This window comes from Margalitia sp. FSL K6-0131 (assembly GCF_038008735.1).
Taxonomy (GTDB): domain Bacteria; phylum Bacillota; class Bacilli; order Bacillales; family Bacillaceae_C; genus Margalitia; species Margalitia shackletonii.
Map to the genome: position 1 here is coordinate 5,389,496 of NZ_JBBOZS010000001.1, position 22,191 is coordinate 5,411,686.

General features: G+C 36.6%; 20 protein-coding genes. 3 read left to right on the forward strand and 17 right to left on the reverse strand.

What is annotated here, in order from left to right; genetic code table 11:
• Positions 1-128: 128 nt before the first annotated feature.
• From NSQ59_RS26345 to dltX, 6 genes are all read right to left on the reverse strand, one after another.
• Positions 129-1,574: an amino acid permease gene (locus NSQ59_RS26345; protein ID WP_055741503.1), complete on the reverse strand. Its 1,446-nt coding sequence runs from the start codon at positions 1,572-1,574 to the stop codon at positions 129-131.
• Positions 1,575-1,935: 361 nt separating this feature from the next.
• Entirely contained in the window at positions 1,936-3,123 is a 1,188-nt protein-coding gene (gene dltD / locus NSQ59_RS26350; RefSeq protein WP_055741504.1) for a D-alanyl-lipoteichoic acid biosynthesis protein DltD, read from the reverse strand.
• Positions 3,120-3,353 carry a D-alanine--poly(phosphoribitol) ligase subunit 2 gene (gene dltC / locus NSQ59_RS26355; protein ID WP_055741505.1) on the reverse strand — a complete coding sequence of 78 codons (234 nt, stop codon included), beginning with the start codon at positions 3,351-3,353 and terminating at the stop codon, positions 3,120-3,122. The genes dltD and dltC overlap by 4 nt, the downstream gene beginning before the upstream one ends.
• Before the next feature lie 98 nt (positions 3,354-3,451).
• Positions 3,452-4,618 (reverse strand): D-alanyl-lipoteichoic acid biosynthesis protein DltB, encoded by a 1,167-nt coding sequence (gene dltB, locus NSQ59_RS26360; RefSeq protein ID WP_055741506.1) that lies wholly within the window; start codon positions 4,616-4,618, stop codon positions 3,452-3,454.
• Positions 4,615-6,135 carry a D-alanine--poly(phosphoribitol) ligase subunit DltA gene (gene dltA, locus NSQ59_RS26365; protein ID WP_055741507.1) on the reverse strand — a complete coding sequence of 507 codons (1,521 nt, stop codon included), beginning with the start codon at positions 6,133-6,135 and terminating at the stop codon, positions 4,615-4,617. The genes dltB and dltA overlap by 4 nt, the downstream gene beginning before the upstream one ends.
• Positions 6,136-6,153: 18 nt before the next feature.
• Entirely contained in the window at positions 6,154-6,300 is a 147-nt protein-coding gene (gene dltX, locus NSQ59_RS26370) for a teichoic acid D-Ala incorporation-associated protein DltX (protein WP_083489482.1), read from the reverse strand.
• A 489-nt stretch (positions 6,301-6,789) separates the two neighbouring features.
• On the opposite strand from dltX, the gene NSQ59_RS26375 reads away from it, so the two are divergent.
• Both NSQ59_RS26375 and NSQ59_RS26380 read left to right on the forward strand, forming a co-directional pair.
• Positions 6,790-8,304: a sensor domain-containing diguanylate cyclase gene (locus NSQ59_RS26375; RefSeq protein WP_055741508.1), complete on the forward strand. Its 1,515-nt coding sequence runs from the start codon at positions 6,790-6,792 to the stop codon at positions 8,302-8,304.
• Positions 8,305-8,330: 26 nt separating this feature from the next.
• On the forward strand, positions 8,331-9,149 hold the full coding sequence (locus NSQ59_RS26380) for an HAD family hydrolase (protein WP_340833058.1): 819 nt from the start codon (positions 8,331-8,333) through the stop codon (positions 9,147-9,149).
• Positions 9,150-9,208: 59 nt separating this feature from the next.
• Here NSQ59_RS26380 and NSQ59_RS26385 read toward each other — a convergent pair whose 3' ends face one another.
• The 11 genes from NSQ59_RS26385 to NSQ59_RS26435 all read right to left on the reverse strand — a co-directional run bounded on the left by NSQ59_RS26385 (position 9,209) and on the right by NSQ59_RS26435 (position 21,533).
• Complete coding sequence (locus NSQ59_RS26385) at positions 9,209-10,879, reverse strand: methyl-accepting chemotaxis protein (protein ID WP_126647205.1); 1,671 nt, start codon at positions 10,877-10,879, stop codon at positions 9,209-9,211.
• 160 nt (positions 10,880-11,039) lie between these two features.
• Positions 11,040-12,095, reverse strand: a complete 1,056-nt coding sequence (locus NSQ59_RS26390) for a sensor histidine kinase (protein ID WP_055741511.1) — start codon at positions 12,093-12,095, stop codon at positions 11,040-11,042.
• Positions 12,092-12,766, reverse strand: coding sequence for a response regulator transcription factor (locus NSQ59_RS26395; protein WP_055741512.1), 675 nt, complete (start codon positions 12,764-12,766; stop codon positions 12,092-12,094). Before NSQ59_RS26395 ends, NSQ59_RS26390 begins: the two co-directional genes overlap by 4 nt.
• Positions 12,767-12,787: 21 nt before the next feature.
• Positions 12,788-14,551: an ABC transporter ATP-binding protein gene (locus tag NSQ59_RS26400; RefSeq protein WP_340833059.1), complete on the reverse strand. Its 1,764-nt coding sequence runs from the start codon at positions 14,549-14,551 to the stop codon at positions 12,788-12,790.
• A 115-nt stretch (positions 14,552-14,666) separates the two neighbouring features.
• The gene (locus tag NSQ59_RS26405) at positions 14,667-15,701 is read right to left on the reverse strand and encodes a SepM family pheromone-processing serine protease (RefSeq protein ID WP_055741877.1); all 1,035 of its coding nucleotides are present in this window, start codon (positions 15,699-15,701) and stop codon (positions 14,667-14,669) included.
• A 436-nt stretch (positions 15,702-16,137) separates the two neighbouring features.
• A complete protein-coding gene (locus tag NSQ59_RS26410) occupies positions 16,138-16,620 on the reverse strand; it encodes a methylated-DNA--[protein]-cysteine S-methyltransferase (RefSeq protein WP_055741514.1) in 483 nt (160 codons plus the stop codon).
• Positions 16,604-17,521 carry a DNA-3-methyladenine glycosylase family protein gene (locus NSQ59_RS26415; RefSeq protein WP_055741515.1) on the reverse strand — a complete coding sequence of 306 codons (918 nt, stop codon included), beginning with the start codon at positions 17,519-17,521 and terminating at the stop codon, positions 16,604-16,606. Before NSQ59_RS26415 ends, NSQ59_RS26410 begins: the two co-directional genes overlap by 17 nt.
• Positions 17,508-18,050, reverse strand: coding sequence for a bifunctional transcriptional activator/DNA repair enzyme AdaA (locus NSQ59_RS26420; protein ID WP_055741878.1), 543 nt, complete (start codon positions 18,048-18,050; stop codon positions 17,508-17,510). The genes NSQ59_RS26415 and NSQ59_RS26420 overlap by 14 nt, the downstream gene beginning before the upstream one ends.
• A gap of 224 nt (positions 18,051-18,274) precedes the next feature.
• The gene (locus NSQ59_RS26425) at positions 18,275-19,348 is read right to left on the reverse strand and encodes an NAD(P)/FAD-dependent oxidoreductase (RefSeq protein WP_235950802.1); all 1,074 of its coding nucleotides are present in this window, start codon (positions 19,346-19,348) and stop codon (positions 18,275-18,277) included.
• Positions 19,349-19,515: 167 nt separating this feature from the next.
• Entirely contained in the window at positions 19,516-20,007 is a 492-nt protein-coding gene (locus NSQ59_RS26430; protein WP_055741516.1) for a hypothetical protein, read from the reverse strand.
• Positions 20,008-20,045: 38 nt separating this feature from the next.
• A complete protein-coding gene (locus NSQ59_RS26435; RefSeq protein WP_055741517.1) occupies positions 20,046-21,533 on the reverse strand; it encodes an amidase in 1,488 nt (495 codons plus the stop codon).
• A gap of 93 nt (positions 21,534-21,626) precedes the next feature.
• On the opposite strand from NSQ59_RS26435, the gene NSQ59_RS26440 reads away from it, so the two are divergent.
• Positions 21,627-22,094 carry a hypothetical protein gene (locus NSQ59_RS26440; RefSeq protein ID WP_055741518.1) on the forward strand — a complete coding sequence of 156 codons (468 nt, stop codon included), beginning with the start codon at positions 21,627-21,629 and terminating at the stop codon, positions 22,092-22,094.
• Positions 22,095-22,191: the final 97 nt, after the last annotated feature.

A 22,191-nucleotide genomic window follows, 5' to 3' on the forward strand; every position in this document is an offset into this window, starting at 1 on the left:
AGGTAGAATACCTCCTTATTTATTCTCAAAAATCCTTAAAATAATCCGTTCTACTTTGTTTTACCCTTCATAACATGTTTTAGATAAACTGAATCTACACCTTATTACACAAACAAAAAAGCCAAGCATCAAACTTGGCTTTTTTGTGGATATATTGTTGTAGATTCTTTCTCCAAATCTCTTTCTATAAACTTTTTCCTCATAATAAACGGATAGAAAACTAAACCTACTACAAATAAGCCAATTCCTAAGAAAAATGTTTTCATATCAGCTGTACCCGTTTTAATGACCCAAACAGAGTAAACAATGGCTAGCGTAGTTATGATGCCGTCAAGTTTTCTTGACCCTTTTACCTTGTCATATGTTTCACCGGTTATAACTAGTTTTAATTGATACAAAGCAGAAACTAGATATGGAATTAAATAGGCTAAGGTCGCAACTACAATAGCAAAATTGTATGCTTGTGTCACTGTACCTGAAATGGTAGAAAAAAGAAATACTTGCGTCATTATATTTGTAATGGATAATGATTTAATCGGACTGCCGGATTTATTTGTTTTAGCAAAGAATTTCGGGAATAGTCCTACCTTCGCAGCTTGATATGGCACTTCAGAGCTTACGACAATCCAACCTACTGTAGAACCGAATAAAGAAATAAGTGCTAATAATGCCATAATATAAGTTCCGCTGTGCCCAATAACCATACCTAATGCATCAACTAGGGGCTTTTGTGATTCCTTGAGCTGATCTTGCGGAAGTGCCCCCATCGTTAACAAAGTAATACCCACATAGATTAATAGAGAAATGACTAAACCAATCATTGTTGCTTTCTTTACATCGCCTTGTGACTTAGCACGATTGGATAGCATAACCGCCGATTCTATTCCGATGAACGCCCAAAGCGTAGAAATCGCCCCTGCATTCACTTGTCCCCCAAGACCAACTTTGTTACCTGTTGCATCCACAAATGCCTTTGCATTTCCTAAATTTGCTACATCAAACACAAATACTGTTACAATGACAAATAGCAGAAAACCAATTACCTTTGTAATAGTAGCCGTAAGATTTAATTTTCCGGCTGCATTGAAACTTTTAGATAGAATGAATTGAATTCCCCATAGCATGATAGTACATATTATGAAAGTTAGGCATTTACCAAACTCTAATTGAAAGTTTCCGATTGAAAATAGGATTTTCTTGCTTTGCATTATAGGAAAAAATGTTGTTAAATACCCTGCAAATGAAATGATAACGGATGCCGTTGCTGCCCAATTAGCCGCCCAATATCCCCATGCCATACTGTATCCAGCTACTTTTCCAGCCTTTGGAGAAGGAAATAAGTTTTGAGCATAGCTTTGCGGCCCCGCCTTTAACTCCGGTTTTCTCGTTGCTAGATTACCGAATACTAGTGCAATCATAAATACACCAAGTCCAGTTGCTAACCATGCAAGTGTAGACCCAGTTGGACTAGCTACATGTGCTAGATTAGCTGGAAGCATAAAAATACCGCCGCCTACCATATTACCAATTACAAATGTGGTTAAAATCCATAACCCCCATTTTTTCGTTTCCATCCTATATCACCTTTTCCTGAGATGTCATCATTTAATCGCTAGGCAATCTTTATGTTCGTTGTTGATTTTGACTTTGGTATGTCATGCGAATAGATTATTCTATGAAATAAGCTAATGACCATGCACGCCAAAGGAGTTTTAAACTAATCAACAATATATTTAATAGAGCCAATCATTGAGTTCATGGGTTAAGTATACTTCAATTCTCTACTTTGGTAAAGTGATAATACGATAAAACATCAGTGGTAAATATAAGTAAACTTAATGAAGTTTGGTAGATAGGAACAAATCTGCTAGCACCGCAGTTCTAGCGTTCAAATAAGTGAAATTTTAGTAATTTATGATGAAGAAAACCCACAAGTCAATCGACGTGTGGGTTTTTAGTCTTCCAGTGTTGTTCCATCGCTTTGTCTACATAGACCCACCCTTTCCAAGCTATATGCAAGGTGTCTTTTAAAAAGTAAGGGTCATATTCGTGGCCAGATAGATCGGCGATTGGAAATCCGGCAGCTCTTATTTGCTGATGTAGCTTCTTATAATAAACTTCGCGTCCTTCTCTTGGAAATCCAGTGTAATCGTACCATCTTCCGTTAACAGGAATCGAAACAAATAATGGCTCGGCACCTTTTTCCTTCAAAAGATCTAAAATCATCTGTAAATCTTTATACTCTACAGATTTACCATAGGATCCGTTTACATTATAATTCTTCATCTTATGTTCAATTGGACGGATTTTCTTTTTATAAACACTATGTGAAATATAAAAAGGGTTTCTCTTTGCATCTTTCCTCCCATAATTGCTGGCATTACGTTTCAATTCTTCCCACGATTTGCCTTTAACTAGCGAAGGATTTTCATATCGTTTACGTGGATAACCATTGTAAAGAGAATAATACAAATCTTTCTTTTCAAGCAGCTTCCAATTCAAAAACGCTAGTGGTCTTATGATAGTTGCCTTTAATGGATTAGCACGACCAATTTCCGAACGATACATAGTCGAAAGCATATAATCCCTTTTTACAACATCAAACTTTAACAGCCTATGAATAGCTTCCTTCTTTAACTTTGGATCAATGTTATGGTTAAATGCGAGATCATATGCCTGTAACATTGAATAGTTTGGATCAAAATGGACGCTATTAATTCCTTTCTTGTGAAACCATTGGGGAGAAATAATTAAAACCATTTTCCTCCCCTTTAATTGATTGGAATGTGCTGCCAAGTTCATAAACTCAATTAAAGATTGCGTACCGCCGCGACCCACTAAAAAGGGAGTAAATCCCTGTGGATTTGCTTTAAAATAATTAGATGGATGAAAAGGATCAAACCTTGATAATTCTGATGACCCATACATAGGGAAATACTTTTTGTTATCCAACATCCTGCTTTGTATATAGTCTCCTTGGAACATTAATGGACTTAGACTTGTAGCATCCTTTTCAATCTTCTTATTAGAAATTAAATGTCCTATCCAAGCATTCGGGATAAATAAAAACACTAAAAATAGCACAATCGCTAAAATAAGTGGACCAAAAGTGTACTTTTTCATTGATGTTCAGCTAATTTCTCAGCTATATTATTCGGAGTATTCCACTCCTCACGATTAAATTCTGTAATCGGTATATTAATACCGAAACGCTCATCCACCTCAACTAAAAAGTTAATAGTACCAAATGAATCTAATAGCCCTGTTTCGAAAAGATCAATATTAGGATCTTCCTTTACAACATCATCCTGACAAATCTCTGCTAATAAATTGATAATATCTTGTTTTTCCATAATAATCATTCTCCTTTAATAGTATTTTTCGTATAGGTGTTACATTTCTTAAAAGGCTATTCCTTCATCATAAACTGCTTAGTTTAAGAAAAGAGCCTTTAACGAAATATTTGTCCTGAAAAGATATATAAACCGAAACAAACAAAGTGAAATGTTATGATCACGGAAACTACATGTGTAAACTTGTTTTTCGGCCAAAATTTATGCTGTCTATTCCACCTATCGAAAAAGTCATACCCAATCATTAAAGCTGCCATGTATAAACCATAAACAATATATTGTAGGGCAATTCCATGCCAGAAACCCATAATTAAAAATAATAATAAATAACCAATATTGGAAACGGTGTAACGATCTTTAATCCATTTCTTCTTAGTCATCCATAAAACAAAACGCATGTAAATATAATCCCTAAACCAAAACGACAATGTCATATGCCAACGATTCCAGAAATCCTTTATATTTCGACTTATGAATGGAGCATTAAAGTTTTCCGGAGTTTTGATTCCCATAAAATAACTTACTCCAATTGCAAATGCACTGTATCCTGCAAAATCAAAGAACAGGTACAAACTGTAAGAATACATATACATTAAATTTGCCAAGGAAGGTGGTATATACACATAAGGATTTCTTGGCAAATACGCAATAAAGTAATGGTGAAGTAAATAAGCAATAATAAATTTATATAGGAATCCTTTAAATATCTTATTTATCCCTAAATATAAATACTCCACATATTGCTCCTTTGTTGGAACAACGTTACTATCCTTTTCAAATCTGCGCCAGCGATCAATTGGACCAGATGAGATGGTTGGAAAGAATAATAGAAAGTAGAGAAATTCTATTATTGGGATATCGTTTTTTATAAGTCCGTCTCTAGTCTCCATAATCATTTGAACTGCTTTAAAGGTTAAATAAGAAATTCCTAAGAAACCAATCAAATGATTAATCCCTAAAAAGGGGAAAATTTTAACAAGGGCTAGTGGTAGGATGGATGCTACCACAGCCCATACAAAGATGGATGTTTTATTTTCTTTTTGCCTATATATTGCATAGCCTTTGACTAATAGTAACTGCCATATTGTAAATACAATGAGGGAGACAACTCCCATAATGCTGTGGGCAAAAATAATGGCTAACATGATTACCGTAATAATCATATTATAGGTTTTCGATAGTCTGCCTCTAAGTCCAAGAATAATCGTAGGTAGTAAAAGAATAGCTATAATCAAGAAAAAGATAAATTTTTCGTACGGTATCATGCCATTACCTCAGCAGATAATCTCTTACGATCAACCTTACCATTAGGTGTCATAGGCAGAGTTTCAGTATAGGAAAACTTCCTTGGAATCATATAGGATGGCAGAAGTTCCGATAGTTCTTTCTTTATCGCACCTGTTAATTGATACTGTTTTTCAAAGGAATGCTTAGCCGGCACAATGAACGCAGATAAATAATCGATTTTCCCATCTTTATAGACAGGTACAACCACACATGCATCCACGTATTGGGACTTTGCAATGTTGTACTCAATCTCCTCAAGTTCCATCCGGTATCCGTGTACCTTTACTTGGAAATCAAGGCGACCCTGATAGTACAGCAATCCATTTTTCCTATATCCTGCATCACCTGTTCGATAGGCTCTTTCTCCATCTTTTACAAAGAAAGACTTATCCGTTAGCTCTTTTTCTCCTAAATACCCTTTACTTACACTTGGTCCAACGATTATCATCTCCCCTTTTTCTCCATCCGGAAGTTGATTACCATTTTCATCCACAATTAATAACTGTGTATCATCTTTACAATATCCAATTGGCAAAATAGAATGTGCTGCTAATAGTTCATTTGTAACCTCAACCATCGTGATCGCAACAGTTGCTTCTGTTGGTCCGTACAAATTAAATACTCTTGCACCCGGAAACCGTTCCTTTAACTGACGAGCTACATCGGCAGAAAGCACTTCCCCGCAAAACAGGAATACTTCAAGATTAGGAAGCATTTCCTTCGAAAAGGACGGTTCCATTAAACACATTTGCGCAAATGATGGGGTCGATGTCCAAACTTGAATATTAGATTCACTTAATTCCGCAAAAAGCATTTTTGGATTCGCAATCATATCCTTTGTAATGGCAAACAAAGTCCCACCTGTACAGAGGGATGGATAAAGATCCATTACAGATAAATCAAACGAAAAAGGCGCTTGATTTAAGAAGATCTGTTGTTTCTCAATTGGAAAATCCGAAAGCATCCAACTCACATAGCTTTGAAGATTATTTGCTGTAATCTGCACGCCTTTTGGATTTCCTGTACTACCCGAAGTATAGATAATGTAGAAGGTATCCTCCTCCTTTACCCACTTTTCTTCAGAGGCTACATCTTCATGGGAGCTTCGAATATGATAAAGCTCTTCACTTTGAACCATTTTGATTGGGTAGTTTTCAAAATGGCTAACATCCATTTCCTCAGTCGCAAAGAAAAATTCCGCTTTCGAACTCTCTATAATTCTTTTAATACGATCTATTGGAATCGAAACATCCACTGGGATATATGGATGCCCTGCTTTTACACTTCCTAAAAAAGAAACAACCATTTCAGGAGCCATATGACCATAAACGATAATAGGAGAGTGCTGCTTCTCTGAATTATTTTCAATATAGGATGCTAACCGATTGGACTGGCTCCATAAATCCCCATATGTGATGGAATCATCACGATTTTTAAAGGAAACTCGATTTGGATCGTTTGCAGCCAACTGTTCCATTGATTTTATTAAATTCATGATTACTCCTCCTGATCATTAAAACTCACTATAAATAAATGGCCCTGCACTCATATCATGAAATCCGTAAATTAATACTAGCAAAATCAGAATGAGCAAATAATAAAAAGTACGAAGACTCCACCATGCCACTGGATTTTTTATCTTCTTGTCTTGCTTTTTCATAAAAAGGCACCCTTTCGTGCTTAATATACCCAACCTAGATAAATCATTATTTATGATATCCAGATAAGTGTCAAATAAATTTGTAAGTAACTGTAATTTTGTATTACAGTTTTTTTACAACATCTTTTAGACGTAATTCATCATAAAATAGTTTCATGAAAAAAGGATGAAAAAATCATTAAAAAAGTTCATTCATTTTAAGAATAAATTAAGATATATTTTTTAAAATTAAACTTTTGTCACAAAATGTACATTAGTGGGTAGAGAGGAAAGGCCCCTCTTCCCAGATTAATGCCTCAAAGCGTGGCTTCTTGCAATATTCATGGACTTAAAAATTTTTCATTTTCCTATTTCAGAAATATTGTAAAATGAAAAAAACTCCATGGTTTACTCACTATTAAATAAATTGCTTTTCCAAAAACAGTTACATATACTATGCTTGGGACAACATGAACTACATTTGATAAAAAGATAAGGGATGGAACGTAGTTGGGGAAATTTTTGTGGAGTAATTTTCGAGAGATATTAAATATACATGTTAATAATAATAATATTGAATTCACCACGTCCAATAACATTCTTTTACTGACTAGAATAAGGTATGCTTCTATCATTTTACTTTTCCTCTATATTTATTGTTTTTATGCAGATTTTTATTTATATAAAGGCATACCGGAAAACAGCTATCGACTCATTTTAACGTGCATCCATTTACTTGGTTTCACTGCCTCTATCGCCTTTTTATTTATACATAAGTTGTTTAAACATGACACCATTTATCATACCGTATGGCCAACGGTTACCATTAACTTTTATATTTTCACCTATGTTATGGGTGGTGCATTGGCATCCATAAATAGTCAACAGTTAAACGGTAATATTTATGCATACATCGTCATTCTAATTGGTGTAGTTTCTCTTTTCCCTGTGCGCCCAAGGCATTTCTTTTTTATTCTTTTCTTTACCCACATTATTTTTCTTGTCGGACTATATTATTTTAGCGATGGTAATAAGTATGATTTCATTTCTAATCAGATTAACTCTACAGGGACAGCAGTTATTTCCTTTATCATTTGTTTCGTTTTATATTCTTTTCGAAAAAGAGACTTTCGAAATCAGCTAATAATAAAAAATAGTGAGCAAAATCTGCTTCATCTCTTTAATGTCAATCCATATCCTCTTATTCTGACTAGTTTAGATAACGGAAAAATATTACTGGCTAATAATAAAGCACTTGAATTTTATCATGTTACAACAGAGAATGTGGCCTCATTGGACGTAAATCATTTTTATACAAATAAGGAAGAAAGGACTTCCATTATGGAGGAATTAAGAACGCACGGACATTTAGATAACTATGTATTGGAACAAAAAACATCTGATGGTTCGAAAAAGTGGGTCCTGGTTAATTATAAATTGATAGATTATATGGATCAAAAATGCGTCCTTACAGGGACAACCGATATAACGGATCTTAAAAAAATTGAAGCGGAGCTTGAAATGTATGCAACGACCGATATGTTAACGGGCGTTTTAAATAGAAGAAAAGGCATGGAAATTTTACAAGAAATCACAGAAACATCGACCATTCCATTCGTATTATTATTTATCGATATTAATAACTTAAAACAGGTTAATGACCACTATGGACATCCAGAAGGAGACTATCTTGTTAAAACAGTGTGCCATGTAATTAAGTCCAGATTAGATAACCAAGACATTATTTTTCGATATGGCGGTGACGAATTTATTATCGCCTTTTTAGATAAACACACGAATCATGCAGAAAGAATTTGGAGTGAAATAGTAGCATTATTAGAAGAGGAAAACTCTAAGAAAATAAAGCCATATAGTATTTCTGTCAGCCATGGATTGTTCTATTACAACTCTGCCCAAAGCATTTCCCTCCAGGAAATAATCAATTATGCTGATAAGGAAATGTATAAAGAAAAGGCTATCATGAAAGGCTTGGGGGACGGGTCCCTTGTACCAGATTTTAAATAATAGTTAAATAGAAAGGGATTTTTGTATTGTATAAGGATATAGAAGTACTTATTTTTGACCTCGATGGTACACTCTATGAGGATACTCATCATTTTGATTTTTACGCAACAAAACTTTGCGATAAATTGCCATCATATAAACAAGAAGCATTTACAGCCGATTATAAAGCAATATTAAATGGAGAACATCCCTTGAAAATGGGAATGGCTTATGATGTTGTGAATGATGTGATTTTAAAGCACCGTGATGGAAAAATAATAGAAACATACCAATGGGACGGCACGAAGCTAGCTAACCAAAACAACCATTCCCTTCAAGATGATTTCCATTCTCTCCTTCATATCGGAGATCTTTGGTGGGTGCCTGCTGCGGTTGCGAGACATTATGGATTATCTAATGAAATGGCAGAGCAATCTTTTCTCGAAACACGTGAATACATGATGACTCCAGAATATAAATTGGATGAACTAAATGGTTTTAAGGAGACACTGGAAGAACTATCTCTAAATAAAAAGCTGGTGCTGTTAACCAATTCTCCCAAAAAGGACAGCGAAGTTATTCTAACGAAACTAGGTTTTTCCCATTTTTTCACCGATAAAATTTTCAATGGTCAAAAGCCTATTCAAACCAAACAGCATATCCAGCAAATACAAGAAAAATATAAATTAGGTTACGAAAATATTTTATGTATAGGGGATAATGCGATTAATGAAATACTTCCAGCACAAGAGTTAGGTTGTAAAACTCTTTTGATTGATCCTCATGAAATTAGCAAACCTTCTGATGCAGATGTTATTGTAGGAAATCTTTCAGAAATGTTAAGTGTTCTGAAACGTCTTGTATAGTATTGTCTTCACATTGATAGAGTAGAAAAGGAGCTTTGAATCTAATAAGCTCCTTAATATTATACCTTTACCATTTTTATGACCTTCACCAAATCCATCGCTAGATTATGAAATGCTTCTGCTTCCATCGCCACATCATCCATTGAAATTTTCTGATGCTCAGCGGCCGCCTTAATATGTTGCATGCTTGCAGCAAATTGTTCGGAGGTATCTGAAATTTGATTCATGTTTTCAATCATCGTTTTCATCTGCTCTCTTACGTCTATTGCAATGTCTGATACCCCTTTAGACTCATTAAATACATCTGAAATTGCATGTACAATTTCCGCAAAAGCATTTTCCGTTTCTTGAACCTTTAACATACCTTCCTTTAATACAATTCCTCCATTTGTCATAGAATCAATTGCTTGAATGATTACTTTTCGAATCTCGTCGGTATGTTCTTTAATGCTCATTGCCGCATTTCCTGACTGATCAGCCAATTTCCTAATCTCACCCGCCACAACAGCAAATCCTTTCCCATGTTCGCCAGCGTGGGCAGCCTCAATAGTAGCGTTTAAGGATAGTAAATTCGTGTGATGAGCAATCTCGCTAATCATATTTACGATTTGGTCGATATGTTTAGAAATTTGATCTAATGCATCAATTCTTTCGGATGTTTCACCAATTGATTTCTGTACGAGCCCCATTTGTGCAACAGTTTCCTCTATCCATTCATTTCCTGTCTTTGCCTTTTCACTAGCCCTATCCAAAGATTTTTCTACTTTTTCAATGGACCTCCCTACCATCTCCATCCCTTCCGATATCCTTAAAACGTTCGTAGATGCCTGAGAAGCAGCTTCCACCTGTACATCAGTACCGCTAGCTACCTGACTAATGGCTAATGTAATTTGTTCGGAAGCATCTTTAGTCGATAAGGATGTGACACTTAATTTTTCAGAAGAAAGAGTGATATGCTTAGCACTCTCTTCAATATGTGCAATTAATGTATTTACACTATGAATCATTTGATTAAAACCATAGGTGAGTGCTTGTAGCTCTTTGCTTATAGGTGTTTTTTCCAACCTAATATGCAAATTTCCTTTTGATACATCCTCCATTGTTTCTTTTAATTTAATGATGGGATTTGTGACATTTCGAATGGTAAAAAATCCAACAGTACTGGCAAGAAAAATGGTAATAAAGGTAATGACGAATAACAAATTCCTGTACTGAGTAACCGGCTGTAAATACTCTTTATCTTTTAAAGCAATGATATATATTGCATCATCTAATTCCACTTGATTCGCAATAGCTAATGTTAAACCCTTATAATGATATATTCCTTTTCCTTGCTTATGTATTTGCTTTTTAACCATTTCAGGAAGTTTGGGAATATCGTTTTTAAAGCCACTGAAATTTTCTACCTCATCCGTCTTTGTAAGTTTAAATTGAATAGGTGTTAGATCGCTATCTTTATAATTATTTCGTGTTAATGTTAAGGCATAAGCAAGCTTTCGATCAAAATCCCCCTTCGGTACCGTTGCTTTTAACATGGTCACTTTTTCCGTCATGACCTCTGCAGATGAAATCAATTGCCGCTCGATTGCTTGCTGTTTTAATTGTTTGTTTTTTTCATAGCTTACGAATGCAATAACAGAGGAAGACAAAATAATGACTGCTATAATTGGTAAAATTAAAATGGATCGCAGTTTCATATTTTTCAAATCAAAACCCCTTTGTTTTCTCATCCCGATTCACTCTCTCATCATAAATTCACGATCTCATTATGTGTCTTTTGAACTATTACAATCTATTTAAAACTATCAATATTAAGGAAATATTTATGAATGATTAAGATTTTGTTTTTGTATTTATGTGCAATAAAAAATGCCCGATTACCTCGGACACTTATGTTTTATCTTTTAATACAGGAAATGTGACGGTAAAAGTAGTTCCTTTCCCAACTTGGCTTTTAACTGATATTTCCCCTTTATGGAGCTCAATTATTTTTTTGACAATGGAAAGTCCAAGCCCGCTGCCACCCGCCGTTCTTGTTCTTGATTTATCCGCTTTATAAAAACGTTCAAAGATATGCATTTGGTCTTCGGCAGAAATACCAATACCCGAATCTGAAATATGAACAAAGAGATGGTCCTGCTTTTTAGTTAACTGAATACGAATCTTGCCCTTTGAAGGTGTAAACTTGATACTGTTATGAATTAAGTTAATCCATACTTGGCTTAGCAGATCCTCATCCGCAAAGATAGTAACTTCCTCTAATGAGACGTCCATTTCCAATTCTTTTTCTGTCCATTGCGGTTCACTGGCTAGTACTATCTTTCTAATTTGTTTATCCAGCCGAAAGTTTCTCTGTTCAAAGGGATGATTCTGCGATTCCAATGAGGTTAACTTCAATAAATTATCACTTATTTTAGAAAGCCGATTACTCTCCCCTTCGATAATCTCTAAATAATGAAGTCGTTCTGCCCGGGTTAAATCTTCCTCCTGCAAAGCACGGGCAAAGCCACTAATGGACGTTAGCGGTGACTGGATCTCGTGGGAGACATTCGAAATAAATTCCTGACGCATCTCTTCCATTTGTTGGAGCTGCTTTGCCATATGATTTATATTTTCAACGAGGCTTAAAAATTGATGATCTCCTTTTTCAAAATTTAAATGGATGTTAAATTCTCCCCTTGCAATTTTTCTTAATGCATCAATAATTGCTTCCCATAAGACAAGATGTCTTTTTCTCGTCGCTCTTGAAATGATATACACTGTTATCGTAAACAGTACAATACCTATTATATCGGTTACCAATTGGAACAAATATCCGGATGGCCGAATATGCTGCATACGAAAAAAATATAAAGTGATGAAATAGGCAGCCGAATTCATGACCATTACCATTGCAAACATACCGAGAATAAATAATATAATTTCCCACACTCTCGGTTGTCTCATGATTGAACCTCTAAGCGATAACCAAGGCCGCGAATGGTTTTGATTTTAAATCCATTTTGATTTTCTGGAAACTTTTCGCGTAATCTTTTAATATGAACATCTACCGTACGTTCATCCCCTTCATAATCATATCCCCATATTTCTTCAATTAGCTGTTCTCTGGAAAATGTTTTACCAGGGTAGCTTGCTAATTTGAAAAGAAGATCAAACTCCTTAAGCGGCAATGTTAAGCTGTTTTCGTCAACTATTGCTTCATAAGTTTTTCGGTTTAATTTCAAGTTACCTATTTCAATTGTTTGCGATAATGAGATGTGGTAACGTTTAAGCAATGCTTTCACCCTTGCTACCAGCTCTATCGGCTCGAACGGCTTCACTAAATAATCATCCGCTCCAAGGTCAAAGCCCTTCACCTTTTGGGTGGTCTCACCTTTTGCTGTTAACATCAGAACAGGGATATCATAAAATTCTCGAAGCTCCCTACATACCTGCCAGCCATCCATATTGGGCATCATGATATCCAGAACTACTAATTCGATTTTCACCGTTTCTAGGATTTTGAGAGCTTCCAATCCATCCGAAGCTTCATAGATTTCCAAGCCTTCTTTTTTTAAAAATAACGCTACTAATTCACGAATATGTGAGTCGTCATCTACTACCATTATCTTCGCCATTTTATCTATATCCCTCCCCTTTTAGATATTTACACTGGGTTCATGAATTCTCAATTGCTGTTTGGCAAATTCACGATACATATTATGAGTCCTGAAAAGTTCATCATGAGTACCGCTGCCCGTGATTCTACCTTTTTCAAAAAACAATATTTTATCTGCATCGACTACTGTTGAAAGACGATGCGCAATAATAAGCGTAGTTCTGCCGCTCATTAAATTTTGCAAAGCCTTTTGAACCACAATTTCTGATTTGCTATCCAAGCTTGAGGTTGCCTCATCCAGCATTAGTATATTGGGGTTACGGAGAAGTGCTCTCGCAATCGCGATTCTTTGCCGCTGACCTCCCGATAGCTTGATTCCTCTTTCTCCTACCTCGGTATCAAATCCGGCTGGTAGTTCTTCTATAAATTGATCTGCATAGGCCATTCTTGCAGCATTTTTTAATTCTTCCTCACTGACTTCTCTACCTAATCCGTAACATATATTGTCGCGAATTGTTCCTGAAATAAGTGAACTTTCCTGTGAAACATAGCCGATTTGACTCCGCCATGATTGCAGCGAAAAATCATTAATAGATTGGTTTCCAAGTGTTATCGACCCCTTTTGTGGCCGATAAAATCTTTCTAATAACGAAAACAGCGTTGTTTTCCCGCTTCCGCTAGGTCCTACTATCGCTGTGACTTTCCCGGCCTCTACTTCAAACGTTATATCTTTTAAAACTTCTTCCCCTTCTTTATAAGAAAACTGTATATTGTTTACTTTAATTGATTGATCCACATTTTGCACTGTTTGGCTGGATACATCTTCTTCCTCTTCTTCGTTTAAAATAGAGATAATCCGTTCAGTCGCCCCCAATGCTTTTTGAAATTGGGTAAAGAACATGGTTAATTGTCCCATTGGCATGACAATTTGAAAAAGATACATAATAAAGGCAACCAAATCCCCTGCCGTTAATGCACCTGATGATACTCTCATGCCCCCATAACCAAGTATGACAACAAGTAAAACCATAACCACTAAGGAAACAAGCGGTGTAATCAATGCTTGGATTTTGGCTTCTTTAAGTCCAAATTGAAGCAATTGGACAATCCCCTTTTTTCCACTTTTATATTCTTTATTTTCAGCATTTGAGGCTTTTACAAGTCGAACCTCGGATAAAACTTGATTTAATATGGACGTAAAACGAGCCGTTTCATCCTGCATTCCTTTAGAAATCTTATGCATTTTCCCTCCAAGAGGCATTAATACTGCAAGCGCCAGAGGAACAGCAATGAAAATAAGCAACGTCATTCTCCAATCCAAAAGAAATAACACGATCATGGAACCTACAATAGAAATAATCCCAGTCAAAAAACCAGTTAGATGGTCTGTAATCAAACTTTTCACAACCGCTGTATCATTGGTCATTCTGCTTACCGTATCCCCTGACTGGTGCTCATCGTAATAAGAAACCGGAAGAACGAGAAGTTTTTTCCATAGTCTTTCCCTTATTCCTGCAACAACGGTTTGACCAACATGATTTAATAAGTAGACTGAAACTCCTCCGGCTATAGCCTGAACAATAATGGCTCCAACAAGCAAAGCTATTTTTCCGGTTCCCATTGAATGGAAGGAAAAATGATTGATCAAATTTTTTGTGAAAAGCGGCACAACCAATCCTGCAACCGTTGTGCTGACACTTAATAATAATGCAATGAAGAGAACTATCTTTGATGGTTTAGCCTCAGAAATAAGTTGTATAAATGGTCTCCAATCGACCTTCTTTTCCTTTTCACCTTTTTTCATTATCTACACCCTTTACGTTTTTTCTGTATATTGAGTATATGATTTTTATGTGAACTGAATATGAACTACATAAATTTACAAATCAAAAAGGGCCCCGAGGCCCTTTTTGCTTCTCTTATTTTTTTGGAGGTAATTTTTCTAAGTAATGAATGGCATCCTTCATTGTTTTTACTGGTACAATCTTAATTTTATATCCCAGCTTATGCGCTTCATCCTTAATATCCTTCTCATTTGTATCGCCTTTTTGTATATCTGCCGGACAGAAGAAGATATCAATACCCGCTTTGTGTGCGGCGACAATTTTATCGCGGATACCTCCAATTTGCCCTACATTTCCATTCTGATCTATCGTTCCTGTTCCCGCAATTTGATATCCTTTCGTCAAGTCCCCAGGAACTATTTGGTTATAAATCTCTAATGAAAACATAAGACCGGCAGATGGACCGCCAATATCTGATGCATTAATATTGATTTTTTTCGATGGCTGAATGGTAAATTCGTCTTCTGGGACAATCCCTATTCCAGCTCTCTTTGTTTTCTTATCAAGTGTTACTAGTGGAATGGTTGTTGTTTCATTCTTCCCGTCATGTGTCCATCCCAGTTGGACTGTATCTCCAGCTTTTTTGTTAGACAAATAATGAATGAAGTCCACGGATTTTTTGACTGGGTGCCCATCTACTGAATGAATGATATCTCCGACCTTTATAGTTCCTTTTGCTTTCGAGTCTGGAAGCACCGCATATACGAATACCCCGTTATTCTGAACGTTCACCTTTTGGCCAGCTGCTTTTAGGCCTGAAGTAATGGCATTTTGTTGAGATGAACTCATCATATGCTCTAATAAACGATCATATTCGGCATCACTCATATCGCCTTTTACATCCTGTGCTTTTTCCATTTGCGTATGAGGAGCCATTAGTCCATATAAATAGATATATACATTTGTTGCCTTTGTGGAAAGAACAGTAGTTAAATATAGATTTCCTTTCTCATCCTTATGCCCATCCTGAACAGTTACCCGCGGAGACAATTTCTCAACAGAGCCAGGTTGCTCTAAGTAATATGGCGTTGGAATAAATAAACCAATAATAAGTACGATAATAATGATAAAAAACGCAAGTGTTGATTTTCTTTTTAGGGATTTGTTCATTGTACGTTCCTTTCTAGTTAAAATTTCTGTCTCTTTCAAAGGCTCTTTTCTAAAACTTGTTGCTTTAATTAGTAAGAAAATATGCCCCTAAACCAAGTCTGCTTAGGTTTTACAACAATTACGGAAAGCAAAATTCACTGCTAAAATAGCCTTTTTAAAAGGGTATACGATACCTGTTTAATACATTCGTGCAATTATGCGGAAGTTCCTTTTATTTTTAGTCTTGTTAAAAATTTTATCATAGGATGATTAAAGGATGATGAGAGAAATATGACACTTTGGGGAGAGTGGTATTTACATTCATATAGGTATTTTTACCTAAAACAGGTCGTTTTTGTTGATTTCGGGCCGTTGGTCGCAGAAGTCAAGCCGTTTCGCAATTTGACTTATACAAAACGAAAGACCATTCCTCAAAAAAATGGCCTCTTCATTACATCTATTTATTTTCTAAAGCTTTTTCATGCTTTAAAAGCCACTCTTTACGCCATAATCCGCCCGCATAGCCAGTTAAAGTACCATTTGACCCGACAATCCGGTGGCAAGGAACAATAATACTTAACTTATTTTTTCCGTTTGCACTGCCTACTGCTCGAACTGCCTTTTCATTCCCTATTGAAACAGCGATATCCTTATAAGAACCTGTTTTTGCAAAAGGGATTTGCGTTAAAGCATTCCAAACTGTTTTTTGAAAATCCGTTCCTTCAAAGATATATGGAATATTGAATTCCTGACGTGTCCCTTTAAAATATTCATCAAGCTGTGTATAACATTCCTTTAATAATTCTGGTGTGTCTTCTTGAAGTTTATGAACAACATTATCTTGTTCCAGAAATAAAATCGAATAAATAGCTTCTTCCGTTCCTGCTATTTCAAGGACTCCAAGGGGTGAAGGATACTCCAATTTATATAGCTTGTTCATATAAAGACCTCCATAAATAGAAAGTGGCATACGCTTGCCAGCCTTCCCAGTTTACTGCCAATTCTTTGATTTCCTCAATGGATGGTTTCCGATCTAATCCTAATTGAAGTTTTAATGCATTATGAAGCCCAACATCTGCGATTGGAAAGGCAGCTGGATGATGCAGACATTTCATAATAACATAATCTGCCGTCCATGCACCCACTCCGCGAATCGCTGTTAAAGATTTGTGCATTTCTTGAAAATCCTGCTCCTTAAGCAATGCTTCCTTGCTCAATTCATCACTGGCCATCGCTTCGGCAATACCAATTACATATTCTGCTTTTCTCATGGTGAACTGCAGTTTTCTAAGATCCTCTACTTCTAAAGAAGCAATTTTTTGAAAAGGTGGATGGACCCAGAAGGTCTCCCCTTCAAAGATAATGCTTTCTCCAAACTGCTCCACAAATCGTTTCTTTAATGTATAGGCAAAGGTTAGATTGATTTGCTGTCCGATAATAGCCCAAACTAATGCTTCAAATAAGTCTGGTATGCCCATAATACGCAAACCGCTATACTTCTGAACAATCGGCTCTAGAATTTTATCTGTTTGTGACATTTTATAAAAGTGCGTTAGATCTTTATCTAAATCAAACCATTCCCATACGAATATGGCAACTTGTTCACGGATATTTTTAGAAGGAACTCCATTAGGAAATTCAATTCGGAGTGAGCGCGAGTTGCCACCTATTTTAAACAAAATCAGTTCTTCCTCTATCTTGAGTAGCTTAAAAACATGCTGACCCTGTATTTGATGCAGCACTTCTTGTTCCGATCTCCCCAAAAACACTAGACACTCCTCATAGTTAAATTCCTTAGGAGGGAAAATATCGAGGTGAGTTTCTTGATCAACCCATCTCATATTGAAGCTCCCTATTTCGATACTCACTAGGTGAACATTGCTTTACATTACGGAACACCTTGTAAAAATTAGATGGGCTTTGAAATCCAACTTCATAACAAATCTCAAGATTTGTGAGCTTCGTATTTTTTAGTAAATGTGCTGCTTTATCTACTCTTATCTTTTCTAGATACGTTCGTGGGGTTTCTGATGTTTCCTGTTTAAAGAGACGCTCAAGATAATACGGGCTAACCCCAACATGGTCTGCAATATCCTGCAGCAAGATTTTTTGCTTATAGTGATTAATCAAGAAAGATATAACATTTCTGACAAGGCCGATATGCGGGGAATGTTCCACTTCTGGCTGGCATCGCTTGCAAGCCCGGAACCCAGCTTTCTCAACATCCTCGATGTTTTGATAGAATTCCACATTCACTTTTTTCGGCTTTCTTGATCGACAAGATGGTCTGCAGTATATTTTCGTTGTCTTAACCGCGGTAAAAAATAATCCATCGTATTTATAATCACATTCCATGATTTTTTCCCACATTTCATCAAAAGAAAGATTGATGGTTTCCACTATCCAAACTCCTTTCTGACCTCATTTCAAGGCAAATGTTCTTTTTCCATTATACTTCATCCTATTGTTATAAGGGATTGCCCCATACTTTTGTTGTACCCCATTTTAACAAGGAATTTACATTCATTTCGTCCTCATTCTTGCTGTTATGGTCTAAGAATTTATGTCAAAAAAAGAAGAGCCTTATAGCTCTTCTAAATTCCCTTATCCTTTAATAGACTCTTATGTATCCAAATCGCCGCTTGCAGGCCTTCCCCCATTGCAATCGTTACTTGCTCAGAGTGCGCCACCACGTCACCAGCCGCCCATACATGTTCAATATTCGTCATTTTCGTTCTAGGGTCAACTAGAATATGCTTGTTTTTGTGAAGCTCCACACCTAATTTTTCTGCAATAGAAGAATGGACTGCATTACCTCCGAATGCAACAAACGCCCGATTTGCCGCTATTTTTTTACCATTTTCTAAATGAACTCCTTGTATGGCGGAACCATCTGCAATGATTTCTTTTATTTCTTCTTGATATAATTCAATTTTCTTATCCTTTAATTGTTGCAATATATTTGCATCTATTGCTTTCTTTTCATGATTAATATAGATGAGTTCGTCTGTCCAATAGGTTAGCGTTAGCGCCATGTTTGCTCCTACATTTCCCGAACCCAGGACAAGTGCACGCTTATTCTTCACTTCATAACCATCGCAATCCGGGCATACATAGACACTGATTCCAAGACAAGGATACAAATTTGGAAATGGCGGCAGCCTGTCCATTACTCCTGTTGCGATCAATACTCTCTTTCCATAAAAGGGTTTGCTAGCTTTAGAGTAAAGAATAAATTGCCCGCCCTGTTTTTCAATCTCTACAACTTCTTCTTCGATGAATTGAACGTCTAACTGTTCCGCCTGTGATTTTCCTGTTTCTCTAAGAATTCGTCCGCTTACACCATCTGGCCAACCTAAAATATTGTGATAAGCATGGCACAGATTGGACCGTCCGTAATTGGAATCAATCACAAGCACATTGTGACAATACCTTCCCAATTGAATAGCCGCTTGCAGTCCCGCAATTCCGCCGCCAACAACGATGCAATCATGGACTTCAGGTTCTTTTTTTCTGTTAGATGCAACAAATAATTCATCAGAAAATAAATTGTCAGATTTATTGTAACGTTCATCACGATCCATAGCAGCACCTCTACTTATTACCTTTTTAACATTATATCCCTTATTAGTAGGTGTTATAATATCCATTACCTTGAGGCTTTCCATTGTATTTCCCTCCAGAAAGGTATTTTTGTGCTAATTTTTTATCATATTTTATTAAAGAGTATTAGTTGACTGCCCAAATGATAACCACTAAGACGACTTTCATAATAGGAAATAGTTGCAAAAAAAAACCGTTTCTAATGATATTGCCAATAGAAACGGTTTTCCCTTTATTTTTTTCGCAAGCTTAGCCAAATTTTGTTATTAGATAGGGACTCAATTTGAACGATATAGTTACCCTCTGGATATTGGAGAATCTTCGTCGTCATTTTTACCTTGTGAAGATTGCCCAGCCTTTTATTCGCTTCTTTTATAGACATATTTAATTCAACCAAAGTGATATAGGCGATATTGGTTTCATCTACGACAAAGGTGATTTTTTGTCCTTTTTTAACATACACGTAATCTTTGATGTCTTCGTTGTCGATAATTTTATCTGGCTTTCCCCAATTTTTTGTTATTTCATCAATAGGAGTGCGGTCGTCTTGTTTAAAGGGGATTCCTTTAATTGTACCCATTTTAAATTGGTTTATTGTATCTTTATCTAATACAACAATTCCGGACTCTTTTTGTGGCTTTTCTTCACTTGTTTTGTTCGAACATCCAGCGACTCCGGCAAAACAAAGGAAAAAGGCAATAAAAATATATCCGATTTTTTTCAAGGTTACACATCCTTTGTTACTTTTTTAAGTTTAACTTATTATTTAAACAATGGATTCCCTTCCATACCTACCCACAAATCAGACTGTTCTAATTGTGCTGCCATCCAGAGTAGCCAATCCTCCCTCCCTTTAGGCGCGATAAATTGCACACCAAGAGGAAGACCATTAGAAGTAAGATGCGTTGGCACACTTATAGCCGGCTGCCCGGTTAAATTAGCTAATTGCGTAAACGGTGTATAAGTTAAGCTTGGTAAAAACATATCATAAACAAGTTTTTGCTGTTCTGTTTTGATAAGGTCTGTAACTTTCATTAGCTCTTCTATTTCTTGCTGATTTTGAGTAAGCTCACCCACTTTTGGAGCAGGAAACGCTGTTGCTGGTGTTATATAAAAATCATAGTTTTCATGGAACTTAGCCATCTGGGCAGCTGCAATATCCCATTCTGCTAAACTATTAGTAAATTCCGCTGCAGTGACAGATTTACCTGCAACATTAATAACCCATGAGACAATTTCCATGTCATTTGCTGTAATCGGTCTGCCAAGAGCTTTTTCCATATCAATAACCATAGCGGAGATTTCTCCGTTGTTCATTAAATAATAGTTTTCCATTAAGCGGATGCCGTCCACTGAATTGGATTGTTCCACGACAGCGTGCCCTTGTTCTTCAAGCCATTTTGCAACATTGTGGACAGCCTGCATCGCTTCATCGCTCACCGGTGTGCCGACAGGAGATTCCGTCGTAAATGCAATCTTGAATTTTCGATTATGATTTTTTTGTATTTCTTCCAGATAGCTTCCCGGAAACAATGGCACCTGAAAGGCAGCTTCCGGCTGGATTGTTTGTAAAAGGTCGAGCATCGCCGCACTGTCCCTGACCGTTCTTGATAAGCAAAAATCAATGGATGCCCCTTGCCATTGTCGGCCTACACCCGGGCCGACCGGAGTTCGGCCTCTCGTAGGCTTCAATCCGAAAAGGCTTGTGAAGGATGCCGGTATTCGGATAGAGCCACCTCCATCACTTGCACCTGCTATTGGAACTACCCCTGACGCTACACTTGCCGCTGAGCCGCCGCTCGAGCCACCCGCAGAGTAATCCGTATTCCAAGGATTTCTTGTTGGTCCATATACAGCCGGCTCTGTAATATTTTTAAGCCCGTACTCTGGTGTGTTGGTTTGTCCAATAAATAAGAATCCTGCTTTACGGAGACGTGATACAAAATTGGAATCACGTTTTGCGATATTTTGCATTAAGAGCTTTGCGCCTGCTGTTAAAGGTTCTCCTTCGATTGCTTGAGAGATATCTTTGAGTACGATTGGCACCCCAGCAAAAGGCTGATCTTCAATTGAAACGGTTTCCGCCTCTTTCATTACTTTTTCTTTCCTCGTACGAATCACACTATTTAATGTCGGGTTCACCTCTTCCAAGCGTTTAAATGCCGCATCTATTAATTCCTGTGGAGAAACTTGTTTAGTTTTTATTAAATTTGCTAATCCTAATCCATCATAAGTTGAATACGTATCCATTTAAATTCTCCTTAACTTTTCACGAAATGAATTCTTCATTGATTATATGATACAATGTATTTTACAAATTTGCCTAAAAAAGATGGAGGAATAATGTTAACTTTTGAAGAAAAACTAGCGATTGCGGAATCATTTCCAGAATTACAAAGAAAGAACGTGTCCTTGGGACGAGTGAATTTTCACTATGAAGAAAGTGTTTCCGATAAGAAAAATGTTGTCTATCATCTTCATCCAAACGGAAATGGATTTGTATATGGGGAATTTTTAAGCGAATATGACACTGATGAACGAGGAATGGTTAATATTCGAGATTTTTCCGAAGATGAGCTGCGGACTATCATTGAAAAGTCCATTTTGTCCTTGTCCAGAACGCTCGAGGAAGCTGCGATTGTGGAGGATTATCCTGAAGAAAAGTGGAAAAATGATGAAGGACATACATTAATCCTCGTAAATGAGGATGATATGTGGAATGTCTATGCGGGGTTGAACCTTGATGGGACGTTTAATTCCTATGGGGAGGCAGCAGAATACTTACATGAAGAGGGATTCGAACGAGCTTAGAGCAGTGTTTTTTCCTGAATGGACCGAATTTTTATCGGAATAGCCCGAAATGTTGCTCGAACGGACCGAAATTACCCTCGAATGGACCGAAACAGGA